The sequence below is a fragment of the Caldanaerobius fijiensis DSM 17918 genome (assembly GCF_900129075.1).
Classification (GTDB): Bacteria; Bacillota; Thermoanaerobacteria; order Thermoanaerobacterales; family Caldanaerobiaceae; genus Caldanaerobius; species Caldanaerobius fijiensis.
Window position 1 is genome coordinate 102,730 of the sequence record NZ_FQVH01000005.1, and the last position, 12,463, is coordinate 115,192.

At 39.1% G+C, this 12,463-nt stretch carries 12 protein-coding genes; all 12 read left to right on the forward strand.

Annotated features, from left to right (window positions below; genetic code table 11):
- Positions 1-18 precede the first annotated feature (18 nt).
- The 12 genes from BUB87_RS03945 to BUB87_RS04000 all read left to right on the forward strand — a co-directional run bounded on the left by BUB87_RS03945 (position 19) and on the right by BUB87_RS04000 (position 12,226).
- Positions 19-1,974: a V-type ATP synthase subunit I gene (locus BUB87_RS03945; RefSeq protein ID WP_073341936.1), complete on the forward strand. Its 1,956-nt coding sequence runs from the start codon at positions 19-21 to the stop codon at positions 1,972-1,974.
- A gap of 40 nt (positions 1,975-2,014) precedes the next feature.
- Positions 2,015-2,431, forward strand: coding sequence for an ATP synthase subunit C (locus BUB87_RS03950; protein WP_073341937.1), 417 nt, complete (start codon positions 2,015-2,017; stop codon positions 2,429-2,431).
- A gap of 10 nt (positions 2,432-2,441) precedes the next feature.
- The gene (locus tag BUB87_RS03955; RefSeq protein ID WP_073341939.1) at positions 2,442-2,750 is read left to right on the forward strand and encodes a V-type ATP synthase subunit F; all 309 of its coding nucleotides are present in this window, start codon (positions 2,442-2,444) and stop codon (positions 2,748-2,750) included.
- Between the two features lie 10 nt (positions 2,751-2,760).
- On the forward strand, positions 2,761-3,384 hold the full coding sequence (locus tag BUB87_RS03960; RefSeq protein ID WP_073341940.1) for a V-type ATP synthase subunit E family protein: 624 nt from the start codon (positions 2,761-2,763) through the stop codon (positions 3,382-3,384).
- A gap of 5 nt (positions 3,385-3,389) precedes the next feature.
- Positions 3,390-5,189 (forward strand): V-type ATP synthase subunit A, encoded by a 1,800-nt coding sequence (locus tag BUB87_RS03965; protein WP_073341942.1) that lies wholly within the window; start codon positions 3,390-3,392, stop codon positions 5,187-5,189.
- Positions 5,119-6,543 (forward strand): V-type ATP synthase subunit B, encoded by a 1,425-nt coding sequence (locus BUB87_RS03970; protein WP_200792756.1) that lies wholly within the window; start codon positions 5,119-5,121, stop codon positions 6,541-6,543. Before BUB87_RS03965 ends, BUB87_RS03970 begins: the two co-directional genes overlap by 71 nt.
- Positions 6,544-6,548: 5 nt before the next feature.
- On the forward strand, positions 6,549-7,175 hold the full coding sequence (locus tag BUB87_RS03975; protein WP_073341945.1) for a V-type ATP synthase subunit D: 627 nt from the start codon (positions 6,549-6,551) through the stop codon (positions 7,173-7,175).
- 48 nt (positions 7,176-7,223) lie between these two features.
- On the forward strand, positions 7,224-8,933 hold the full coding sequence (locus BUB87_RS03980; RefSeq protein ID WP_073341946.1) for a B12-binding domain-containing radical SAM protein: 1,710 nt from the start codon (positions 7,224-7,226) through the stop codon (positions 8,931-8,933).
- A 1-nt stretch (position 8,934) separates the two neighbouring features.
- The gene (locus tag BUB87_RS03985; RefSeq protein ID WP_073341948.1) at positions 8,935-9,837 is read left to right on the forward strand and encodes a radical SAM protein; all 903 of its coding nucleotides are present in this window, start codon (positions 8,935-8,937) and stop codon (positions 9,835-9,837) included.
- Positions 9,834-10,709: an RluA family pseudouridine synthase gene (locus BUB87_RS03990; RefSeq protein ID WP_073341949.1), complete on the forward strand. Its 876-nt coding sequence runs from the start codon at positions 9,834-9,836 to the stop codon at positions 10,707-10,709. Before BUB87_RS03985 ends, BUB87_RS03990 begins: the two co-directional genes overlap by 4 nt.
- Before the next feature lie 71 nt (positions 10,710-10,780).
- A complete protein-coding gene (locus tag BUB87_RS03995) occupies positions 10,781-11,521 on the forward strand; it encodes a glycerophosphodiester phosphodiesterase (RefSeq protein WP_073341951.1) in 741 nt (246 codons plus the stop codon).
- A 186-nt stretch (positions 11,522-11,707) separates the two neighbouring features.
- Positions 11,708-12,226 carry an ABC transporter permease gene (locus tag BUB87_RS04000; RefSeq protein WP_073341952.1) on the forward strand — a complete coding sequence of 173 codons (519 nt, stop codon included), beginning with the start codon at positions 11,708-11,710 and terminating at the stop codon, positions 12,224-12,226.
- Positions 12,227-12,463: the final 237 nt, after the last annotated feature.

Below are 12,463 nucleotides of genomic sequence, written 5' to 3' on the forward strand. Positions count from 1 at the left end.
AGGGGGTAAAAATATTATATGGCTGTCGAGAGAATGAAAGTAATAGGTATCATAGGTCCAATATCTGATCTCAATAAATGCTTGCGTGAAGTGATTTTAAACGGCAGTGTTCACATTATAAATGCATTTAATTATATCAATACTACAAACTTTGCACTATCCCCTTCAGAAGACCATGTAGAAGCATTGGAGGAGATTCCGTATCTCAAGCCATATTCATCAAAAGTAGATTTTTCTGAAGACGAAAGGATGATAAAAACTCTTCTGGATGTTTTCGAAATTGATGACAGTATAAAACAGGAATATGTAAAAGGAGATTATGATTATGGTGAGTATATAAAAGAAATAAAAGCTCTATACGCTAAAGTAGAAAAAGATATAGAGGAAATAAAAAAACAAATGGAATATATCAGAAATGCTACAAATTATATTTCTAATTTACAGCTATTAAAAGACTTTAATGTGGATATAGATTCATTGGTGAATATGAAGCATTTTTCATTCAAACTTATGAGCTTTTCTATAGAGAATTTCCAGAAATTAAGAAAAAATTACGAAAACATTCCGGCAATAGTAAAGAGAATAGCCACATCGCAGGGCAATGTAATAGCATATGCCGTTGTGCCGAAGATTTTGGAAGAGACGGCAGAACGCATATTTAGTTCATTAAATTATACTGAATTAAACTTGCCTGGTGGCTATAAAGGTAATGCCACAACCATTGTAAACGCCTTGAAAAAAGAAATTGAGGATTATAATAATGAAATAGAAAGATTGAGAGGCTCTTTAGCGGCTATAAAATCTCAATACATCGAGAGTTTAAAACAGGCTAAGGCGCGATTGACTATGGAAAAGAATATAGAGGCGTTAAAAGAAGATATAGCGTTTGGCAAAAAGCTATTTTTTATGTTTGGTTTTGTGCCGGTCAGTAAAGTTAATGGTTTAAATAAACTTTTAAATGATTTATTTGGCCCGTCTATTATTACCGTAGTTGAGGACGTAAAAGGAACCAATCCAGTTATTGTACCGCCTACAAGGTTGATAAATTTAAAGATATTTAAGCCTTTTGAATACCTTGTAAAGATGTATGGGGTCCCATCGTATAACGAGGTTGACCCTACAGCTTTTTTTGCTATTACTTATTTATTACTGTTTGGAGCTATGTTTGGTGATATAGGGCAGGGCTTTGTGATATTATTGGCGGGGTTATTGTTAACAGCTAAATTAAAAGGTAGCGATTTTGGTGGGATATTAATAGAACTGGGCGCAAGTTCCATGTTTTTTGGAATTTTATATGGAAGTGTGTTTGGGCTAGAACATGTTTTAGATGCTGTTTTGGTAAGACCTATGCTAAATATAAATACAATGTTAATGGCTGCGGTTGTCATTGGCATAATTTTAATGTCAGTGAGTTTCATTATAAGTCTTATAAATAACAAAAGAAAGGGGGATCTGGAGGAAGGCGTTTTTGGAAGAAATGGCATAGCGGGATTGATATTTTATTGGGTTTTGCTTTTGACTATTTTGTGCGTTATAAATGGGGTTCAAAAATACGTTGGATATCTGATAGTAGTTATGTTGCTGTTGCTGGCTTTAATGGTGTTTAAACAACCTATTGCCAATGGATTGAGAAGACGGGGTATTTTATATGAGGGCCCTGTTGCTGACTATTACATTGAGGAAGGCTTTGGAGTCATAGAGACGCTGTTATCGATGGTATCCAACACCATTTCGTTTATAAGGGTTGGAGCTTTTGCCTTAAATCACGTGGGATTATTTCTGGCCTTTGCTACTATGGCTAATATGATTAGCTCAAAGATAGCGGGTCTGGGTTTGCTGGTATTGGGCAATGTAGTGATAATAGCTCTGGAAGGCTTGATTGTATTTATACAGGCCTTAAGGCTTGAATACTATGAGCTTTTTAGCAAGTACTATTCTGGGGACGGTATAGAGTACAATCCTGTGCACTTGTAAAATATGATAAAATAATATTAATCTGATGGGAGGAATGAAAATGTATATGATTGTTTATATAGCCGCATTGGTGGCATTATCTACTGTGGGTGCTGGCATTTACATTTATTGTCGTGGGAAAGGATTCTTTGCGCATAAGTTCAACAGATGGTTTAAAACCAGTGTATTTTTCTTTGCTACTCTTATAGGCGTTTTTTTGATATTTTTGATCCCTGATGTAGTACAGGCAGCTACTCAAAATAATGGGACGGGATACGGCTTTATAGCAGCGGCCTTATCTACAGGTCTTGCCACCATAGGTGCAGGGTATGCCGTTGGAGCTGTGGGTTCTTCAGCATTGGGAGCGGTTTCTGAGGATCCTAAGATATTAGGTAAAACGCTGATATTTGTAGGGCTTGCTGAAGGAATAGCCATATATGGCCTTATTGTTTCAATTATGATATTGGGTCAGATGTAAGGTGTAGCTTATGAAGATGTTTTTGATAAGTGATAATACGGATACTCTTACAGGTATGCGACTGGCGGGGATAGAGGGTATTGTACTTCATCAAAGAGAAGAGGTATTAGAGCGATTAAAACAACTTATAGAAGATAAGGACATAGGGATTATACTTATTACAGAATTGCTAGCCGAGAAGATACGGGATGAATTAAAGGAAATAAGGCTCTCTACGGCTACTCCGATTATCGTGGAAATACCTGATAGACATGGGAGTAGACGGCCTCTCGACTTTATAACAGGATACATAAGGGAATCTATAGGTATAAAGATTTGAGGTGATTTATATGGCGTCAACTACTATTGAAGATAAGATAGCACTTTTCAGCAAGCTTCTTTTTGAAAAAATAGATAAAGAATACAGCGAAAAAGTTGAGAAGTTGGAGAAGAACTTTATGAAACAGTACGAAGATTTAAAAAGAGAACTGGAGAAAAAGAAAAAACAGGCTATAGAGCAGATGTCAAAAAGAGCAATGATCAAGAGACAGCAGATGGTATCTAAAGCCAGATATGATCAAAACTACGCCATTTTAAAAAAGAAAGAAGAATTTGTTGCTCGTGTTATGGAGGATCTTAAAAGCTATGCTTTGGAGTATACAAAGACAGATGAATATAAAGATTATTTAAAAAATCATATACAGCAGGTATCGGCAAAGCTGCAGCATGAGGCATTTATAACATATTATTTTACAAAGAGGGATATAGAGAATTTTGGCAATGACATCGTCAATTGGCTACAATCCATAAGAGGTAGCGATCGGTTTTCCATAGAATATGATTCTGAAAATATAATAGGAGGATTTTTGGCTCAATACGGGGAAAAAGTATTAGATGCCACAATAAAAACCGCTATTGAGGATAGTCGACAGCTAATAGGGCAACTTTTGGAAGAGAGGCTGGGAGAGGGGTGAGATAAATGGCTGAGGAAAAAAGAGGCTATATAGTATATATTAATGGGCCTGTGGTAAAAGCAAGAGGTATGCAAGGTTTTCAGATGAGGGAAATGGTTCTGGTGGGAGAAAAAAAGCTCATAGGAGAAATTATCTCCCTTGAAGGGGATATAGGCACTATTCAGGTGTATGAGGAAACATCGGGGTTAAAAACTAATGAACTGGTTATAGGTATGGGTAAACCCCTTTCTGTCAAGCTTGGTCCTGGCATAATCGGGAATGTTTTTGACGGCATAGAAAGGCCGCTATCCCAAATATTAGAGCGTGGTTCTTTCATACCAGAGGGTATAGGTTTGATATCCATTGACCCTACAAAGAAATGGGATGTGGAGGTCCTTGTGAAAGAAGGTGACGTCCTGGCAAGCGGCGATGTTTACGCAAGGGTAGAAGAAACATCGATGATCACACATAAATTACTAGTACCTCCTGGTATAAAAGGAACTGTGGTTTTTGCAGAAAAAAGCGGATCATACAATATAGAACATACCCTTGTCATCTTAAAAGATGGGTCAGTAGAGCACCGACTTCTGATGTACAGCGAATGGCCTGTCAGAATACCCAGGCCGGTAAAAGAGAGAATGCCTATTAATAAACTTCTAGTTACGGGGCAAAGGGTTATTGATACCTTTTTCCCCCTGGCTAAAGGAGGAACTGCTGCTATACCGGGTGGGTTCGGGACAGGCAAGACCATAACTCAGCATCAACTGGCTAAGTGGAGCGATGCTGATATAATAGTGTATATAGGCTGCGGTGAAAGGGGCAATGAGATAACAGAGGTATTAGAAGATTTTCCTGAGTTACAAGATCCCAGGAATGGAAAACCTCTTATGGATAGGACGGTGCTTATCGCCAATACCTCCAATATGCCGGTGGCAGCCAGGGAAGCTTCGATATATACGGGTATTACCATAGCAGAATATTTTAGAGATATGGGGTACAATATAGCTGTTATGGCTGATTCTACGTCCAGATGGGCTGAGGCGCTGAGAGAAATTGCTGGCAGACTGGAAGAAATGCCGGCAGAGGAAGGCTATCCCGCTTATCTTGCATCAAGGCTGGCTCAGTTTTATGAAAGAGCTGGTTATGTAAAGACGTTAGGAGGGGCTGAGGGGTCTATTACTATCATAGGCGCGGTCTCGCCGGCGAGTGGCGACTTTTCAGAACCAGTTACTCAGGCCACTAAAAGGATGGTAGGAGCATTTTTAGCACTTGATAGAGAGCTGGCCCATGCAAGACACTTTCCGGCTATCAACTGGCTTTCTTCTTACAGTGGTTATGTGGCTATGCTGGCGGATTGGTATAGGGAAAATGTGGCAGAAGATATGTTAGAGTTAAGAGAAAAAATGCTGGGCATATTACAAGAAGAAGATAACCTTATGGAAATAGTTAAGCTGGTAGGAGAAGATGTGCTTCCAGATGAACAAAGGCTCATTTTGGAAATTGCTAAGATTATTAAAAGAGGATATCTCCAGCAGAATGCCTATCATAGGGATGATTCTTATGTATCCTTATGGAGGCAATATAGGATGCTTAAAGTTATAGACAGACTTTATACCAGGTCTAGCATTTGTGTTAAGAAAGGTATTCCTCTTTCAAAGGTAAGAAATGATAGGTTATTTTCGCAGATCGTATCTATGAAATACAATGCTGGAGAAGACGATCCGGGATATTTTGATGGTTTAATAGATGAGATAGATGAATATTATAACAAGCTTGAAAGCACTTACGGTGAAGGCGGTGAAGACAGTGCGAACCCGGTATATTAAACTGGAGGAAGTCAAGGGCCCTCTAATCGTTTTAGACGGTGTAAGTGATGTAGCTTACGATGAAATAGTGGATATTGAGGTCAAAGGCCAGGGCCATAAGAAAGGGAAGGTAGTACAGATAGATGGTCAAAAGGTCATTATACAGGTATTTGAAGGGACGAGCGGCATTTCTTTGGACAATTGTAGTGTGAGCTTTACAGGTAAACCTATGGATATCCCTTTGTCCAAGAACATATTAGGAAGAATATTTAATGGCATTGCAGAACCTATCGATGGAGCGGGAGAAATATATTCTTCTAAGCGATATAATATAAATGGACGGCCTATGAATCCGGTGGCGCGGCGTTATCCCAGAAACTATATACAGACAGGGATATCTGCCATTGACGGTCTGACTACCCTCATAAGAGGGCAGAAACTACCCATATTTTCTGAAGATGGGCTGCCACATAATCAGCTGGCTGTTCAGATCATAAATCAGGCGAGCATATCTTCCGAAGAGGGTGATGATTTTGCTATCGTATTTGCGGCAATGGGTATAAAACATGATGAAGCGGATTTTTTTAGGGTAAACTTTGAAAAATCTGGTGTTTTAGAGAGGGTGGTTATGTATATAAACCTGGCCGATGATCCTATTGTAGAGAGAATAATAACCCCCAGGTGTGCTCTCACGGCTGCCGAATACCTTGCCTTAGAAGAGGGCATGCATGTGTTGGTGGTGATGACGGATATGACCAGCTACTGTGAGGCATTAAGGGAAATGTCTTCTGCCAGGGAAGAAGTGCCATCAAGAAAAGGATATCCCGGTTATATGTATTCGGATCTGGCCAGCTTATATGAGAGGGCAGGTATGCTGAAAGACTCTAAAGGCAGTATCACACAGATTCCTATACTCACCATGCCCAATGACGATATAACTCATCCTGTGCCTGATTTGACAGGATATATAACCGAAGGGCAGATCGTGCTGGACAGAAACTTGTTTCAAAGAGGCATATATCCACCCATCAATGTATTGCCATCTCTTTCCAGACTTATGAAAGATGGTATAGGTGCAGAGTATACCAGAGAAGATCATGGGGATGTAGCCAATCAACTTTTTTCTGCGTATTCTCATGTTCAGGAGGTAAGAGCTCTGGCTCAGGTTATAGGGGAAGACGAGCTTTCTGATATTGATAAAAGGTATATGGAGTTTGGCAGGCGCTTTGAGCAGACTTTTGTAAGGCAGGGGTTTGATGAAAACAGGGATATAATTACAACACTGGACTTGATGTGGGAGCTTTTATCTATATTGCCTAAAGGTGAACTTACCCGAATAGATCCAGTGCTTATTGATAAGTACTACAGGGGGTGAGATGTGTGGAGGAAAATATTGCTCCAACTAAATCTAACCTCATGGAAGCCCAGTATGCTCTGGAATTTTGCAAAAGAGGGTATGAGCTTTTAGATAAAAAGAGAAATGTGCTTATAAGGGAAATGATGGGATTGATGGACAAAGCCCAAGATATACAGAAAAAGGTACGTATATTATTTAAAGAAGCCTATGAAGCTCTTCAGGTAGCTAATATAACCATAGGAGTAGTAGATGTCTATGAAGTAGCTAAGTCTATTCCAAAAACAGCTGATTTTTCTATATTAACACGAAGCATAATGGGAGTGGAGATTCCTGTGATAAAATATAAGGAGGAGGAGCTTCAGCACTATTACAGCTTTTATCATACCAATACGGCACTGGATGTGGCGGTTCAAAAATTTTATGAGGTAAAAAACCTTCTATATCAGTTAGCAGAGGTGGAAGATAGCGTCTTTAAACTGGCTATGGAGATAAAGCGCACGCAAAAAAGAGCCAATGCGCTTAAGAATATTCAGATACCTAAATATACGGCTATCGTTAAGATGATAACAGAGGTTCTGGAAGAAAAGGATAGAGAGGATTTTTTCAGGCTGAAGGTGTTAAAGAGGAAATTGGCTCAGAAGGCCAGATAAAGTAGTTGATATAAAAGGAGGGACAACATAGCTGAAAGGTGGAAATAAATGAAGGTATTATTAATAGCGTTAAACGCCAGATATTTTCACACAAATCCTGCTGTAAGAATCCTGGCGGAATATTGTAAAGGCGAAGATATTGATATACAATATCAGGAATACACTATAAATGATAACAGGGATTATGTATTGGAACAAATCGCCTTATATAATTCGGATGTGGTAGGTTTTTCATGCTACATATGGAATATTGAATTTGTTCTGTATCTGTGCGAAAATCTCAAGAAAATAAGGCCCGGCGTAAAAATTGTATTGGGTGGGCCGGAGGTATCCTATGGTGCAGAAGAGCTATTGTCCAGATACGATTTTATAGATTTTATCGTCGCTGGCGAAGGAGAGGAGAGTTTTAAACGACTTCTGGAAGACATGGCTCACGGAGATGTAGAAACCAGGGACGAGATAAAGGGCACAATTATATATCCTTCAACTGAATATGTGGATTTAGATAGACTGCCTTTTGCTTATGATATAGAGGAGGATTATAGTAATAGGTATATTTATTATGAGACGTCAAGGGGATGTCCTTTTGGATGCAGCTATTGCCTGTCATCAAGGGATAGAGTTGTGAGGTATGCTGATCTGCAAAAAGTAAAAGAGGACCTCTATAAGATAGCCTCATCCAATGTTGAGGTTGTCAAGTTGGTGGATAGGTCCTTTAATTGTGACGTGAAAAGAGCTGTAGAGATCTTTAATATCATACGTGAACTGCCCAGAAATGTGGTGTTCCACTGCGAAGTAAATCCAGAGCTGGTTTCCGATGAATTTATAGACGCTGTAAAAGGCCTTGAACACAGGTTGCAGTTTGAAGCGGGCTTGCAAACTACCAACCCTGACTCGCTGAAAGCCATAAACAGAAGTCCTCGTGTAGATAAAGCTCTTTACGGGATAAAGCGGCTGGTGGATACGGGTATAAAGGTTCACGCTGATTTGATTGCGGGGTTGCCCTACGATACCTATGAGACTTTTTCCAGGTCTTTTGATGACCTCTATGTGTGTGGGCCTGATGAAATACAGCTGGGATTTCTCAAGTTGCTTAAAGGTACGCCTCTAAGGGATATGGCTGAGGAATACGGAATGGTCTACAGGTCTCAGCCGCCATATGAGATTCTCTACAATAAATGGATGAGCTATGAAGATCTCTGTGCGCTAAAAGGCGTCGAAGCCCTTGTAAACAAGTATTACAATACGGGTAGTTTTAAATACACCTTAGATTATTGTGTATCTCGATGTAAAAGTCCTTTTGCTTTTTATGAGGATTTTAGTCGCTTCTGGACAGCTAAGGGTTACTACGGCAAAAATTTATCCCTTGTAAATCATTATAGGTTGCTGTATGAATATCTCCAGGACTGTATTTATAATGACGAAAAGAGGTTTAACAAGAGCTTCATTGATGATATAATTAAGTTTGATTACATGTTAAAAAATAATACCACGTCACTGCCTGACTTCATGAATCTAAATGCAGACAAAAAAGATAGGGAGTACATTAAGGCCATTTTAAGGGACAAAAAATGGCTTGAAAAAAACATACCGGAATTAGCGGGTAGACCTATGGCTGATATTTTAAAATGCGTTACTTTTGAAAAATTTTATCATAATGTACCTGAAAGCGATGAATCGGTAAGCAAGTATGTTGTATTCATACATGGGTTGGGTAAAAGCAGATATGTGAGCATACATTGCAATCAGGAGGTATAAAATGTGGCAAACACTAGAGAAATGTAGACTATGTCCTAGAGAATGCGGTGTTAACCGCAACCAAAATAAAAGAGGAGTCTGCGGAGCAACAGGTGAAATAAAGGTAGCAAAAGCGTACCTGCACAGATGGGAAGAGCCCCCTATAAGCGGTACCAATGGTTCAGGTACGGTTTTTTTCTCTCACTGCAACCTCAAATGCCTTTTTTGCCAGAACTACAAGATAAGCCAGGAAGGCTATGGACAGACTGTAACTGTTGAAAAACTGGCTGATATTTTTATGCATTTGCAAAACAAAGGTGCTCATAATATCAATTTGGTGACACCCACCATCTATATCCCTCAAATTAGAGATGCGATCCTTTTGGCAAGGGAAAAAGGGCTGAAGCTCCCCATTGTATACAACACGAATGCTTATGAGCGCGTAGAAGCCCTAAGGCTATTAGATGGGCTCATTGATATATATCTTCCTGACCTTAAATATTATGATGATGGACTGGCCATCAGGTATTCCAGTGCTCCTGGCTATTTTTTTCATGCCACTAGGGCTATTCTGGAGATGTTCAGGCAGGTAGGAGAGGCCAGATTTGATGGAAATGGGATCATGACAGGTGGACTCATGATAAGGCATTTGTTGTTACCGGGTAAATTAGAGGACTCTAAAAAAATACTGGATTGGATAAAGGATAACCTGCCACTTGGGGTGTACGTGAACCTGATGTCTCAGTATACGCCTTATTATAAAGCGATAAAATATGCCGAATTGAATAAAAAAGTGGATGCAAAAGAATACGATGCTCTTATTGATTATTTTTTAAATATAGGCCTTGAAAATGGATTTGTGCAGGAAGGAGAATCGGCTTGCGAAGAATTTATACCCGATTTTGACCTGGAGGGACTTGAATGAGATTTAGGGTAGATTTAGATTATGATGGTATGACTGTGGGAGAATTTTTGAAAAGCAAGAGATTCTCCAGGAGGACCATAAATAGACTAAAATCAGGTGGAAGGATATTTTTAAACGGTGCTATAGCATATACAGGCGAGGTTATCAAGAACGGTGATATTCTGGATATAGATTTTACCGAGGATTGTAACATAGTACCGTCACCTATACCTCTGGATATTATATACGAAGATGAGGATATACTGGTGCTGAACAAACAACCCGGGATAGTAGTACACCCGACGGCATATCATTATGATGATACTATAGGAAACGGCGTCATGTATTATTTTAGCCAGAAAGGTTTAAAGCGAGGTTTTCATCCTGTAAACCGCCTGGACAGAGAGACATCAGGGGTATTGATAATTGCATTAAATCAACACATGCATAATATGATACAGCAATACGGACAGATGGATAAGGCCTATATAGCCGTTGTAGAGGGTGTAGTTGAAAAAGACTGCGGCACAATTGACCTGCCTATTGCCCGCAAACCAGGTAGCCTTATTGAAAGGTGTGTTTCTCAGGATGGCCAGAGGGCAATTACCCATTTTTGCACTGTCAAAAGGCTCGAGAATATGACAGTGCTTTTATTAAAACTGGAAACAGGGCGAACCCATCAAATAAGGGTTCATTTAAGTTATATAGGTCATCCTATTATAGGAGACACTTTATATGGTAAACTATATGGTAAACCCAATGCGGAGATAAATAGACATGCTTTGCATTGTTCTGAGATGTCATTTCTACATCCCTATACTGGCAAAAGGGTATTTTTTAAAGCTCCATTGCCCCAGGACATGGAAAACCTTATAGTAAAGCAACAAAAATAACAAAGATTTAACATTAGTAATGTTTTATCACATTAAAGTTATGGTAGAATTAATTGAGGGAGAGTGAGAATATGAAGCCATTGGTAATTGCCCATAGAGGGGATTCTGTCAATGCCCCTGAAAATACAATAGCATCGTTTCAGAGGGCAATAGATATAGGAGTGGATGGTATTGAGCTGGATATACACATGAGCAAAGATGGATATCTTGTGGTTATTCACGATGAACGGGTGGATAGAACCACTGACGGTACTGGATATGTAAAGAATTTTACATTGAAAGAGTTGAAAGAGCTGGATGCAGGTATTAAATTTAGCGCTAAATTTGCAGGTGAAAGGATACCAACCCTTGAAGAGGTTTTAGAGCTTATAGGTAATAGGGATTTGCTGCTGAATATCGAGGTAAAAAGTGGCGTTATTATGTATCCGGGTATTGAAGAAAAACTTATAGAGGTTATAAGAAAGTATAACTTTACCGAAAGAGTTGTTATATCGTCTTTTAATCATTATAGTATCAGGGATATAAAAAAACTTGCCCTCGAACTAAAAGTTGGTCTTTTATACGAATGTGGTCTGGTGGAACCATGGTATATAGCCGAGAGAATGCACGCCTATTCCCTTCATCCATTTTATTTCAATATCATACCAGAGGTGGTAGAAGGCTGTAAGAAAAACGATATCAGGTTATTCCCATGGACAGTGGATAAAGAAGAGGATATGCTGAGAATGATTGATATGGGTGTTGATGGCATCATAACAGATAACCCCGGTTTGCTAATAGAGGTATTAAATAGCATGGAGATGGGTAGTTGATAGTAAAGATAGGGGGATATGAATGTTTGTTAAGGTAAAAAAAACGGCCGCGGATTATTGCCGTCCATTGTTGATGTTTTAACCAGGTCGTGTATAAACATGCTTTCAATAGGTATAAAAGAACCAAATCTGGAGAGTGTGTTTTTGAAGCTGACCGGTAAGGCATTGAGGGATTGAGGTGGTATTGTGAAAGCACTTTATATAGGTATAAAGGATACCCTCATAACCTTGAGGGATTATAAGGCCCTTGCACTTATAATCATGATGCCCTTGATCCTAATACTTGTGCTGGGAATGGCTTTAGGGCCTGTTTTTAACAGCGGGGGCCTGAAATCTTTTGAAATAGCATTGGTGGATAACGATAAAGGTGAGATGTCCAGGGTGTTTAAAGAAAAAGTCCTAGACAACAAAGAGGTCAAAAAATTTGTAAGGTATAAAGAGATGAGCGAAGAAAAGGCGAGGGAAGATATAAAGGAGGGTAGATTGCCGGCGGCCATCATCATCCCAGCTGGTTTCAGTGATGATTTCAAAAATGGCAAAAAGACAGAGATGATCGTGCTCAAATCTCCTGCAGAAGAATTAAAAGCTTCTATAGTCGAACAATTGGCCAGAAGTTTTATCGAAACAGCATCTTCAGCCAAAATATCCACTGATGAGGTTTTAAAAAAGCTTTGTTTTAGGAAAACCGGCGGGAATCCTCTCTAATTTATTAGAGAGATGAAAGCCGGTTATTTAATTGTAAATTGCATTGGTATATACTATATGTATAAAAAAATAAGCTTAAAAAAGCGAAAGACAAGGGGTTGAAAAAGTGAAACTACAGAAAAGCAACCCTGATTTTAAACAAAGGGTTATACAATTTAAATTAAACCCTGATAAAAGACAGAGCATAATACTAAATTCCTTGACGTATGCCTCATCAAAATTATGGAATGTAGCAAA

Bases quoted from the DNA above. Each gene is read 5' to 3' on its own strand.
- BUB87_RS03990 (WP_073341949.1), top strand. From the start codon at position 9,834: ATGAGATTTAGGGTAGATTTAGATTATGATGGTATGACTGTGGGAGAA.
- BUB87_RS03985 (WP_073341948.1), top strand. From the start codon at position 8,935: ATGTGGCAAACACTAGAGAAATGTAGACTATGTCCTAGAGAATGCGGT.
- BUB87_RS03945 (WP_073341936.1), top strand. From the start codon at position 19: ATGGCTGTCGAGAGAATGAAAGTAATAGGTATCATAGGTCCAATATCT.
- BUB87_RS03950 (WP_073341937.1), top strand. From the start codon at position 2,015: ATGTATATGATTGTTTATATAGCCGCATTGGTGGCATTATCTACTGTG.
- BUB87_RS03980 (WP_073341946.1), top strand. From the start codon at position 7,224: ATGAAGGTATTATTAATAGCGTTAAACGCCAGATATTTTCACACAAAT.
- BUB87_RS03995 (WP_073341951.1), top strand. From the start codon at position 10,781: ATGAAGCCATTGGTAATTGCCCATAGAGGGGATTCTGTCAATGCCCCT.
- BUB87_RS03955 (WP_073341939.1), top strand. From the start codon at position 2,442: ATGAAGATGTTTTTGATAAGTGATAATACGGATACTCTTACAGGTATG.
- BUB87_RS03970 (WP_200792756.1), top strand. From the start codon at position 5,119: ATGAATATTATAACAAGCTTGAAAGCACTTACGGTGAAGGCGGTGAAG.
- BUB87_RS03960 (WP_073341940.1), top strand. From the start codon at position 2,761: ATGGCGTCAACTACTATTGAAGATAAGATAGCACTTTTCAGCAAGCTT.
- BUB87_RS03965 (WP_073341942.1), top strand. From the start codon at position 3,390: ATGGCTGAGGAAAAAAGAGGCTATATAGTATATATTAATGGGCCTGTG.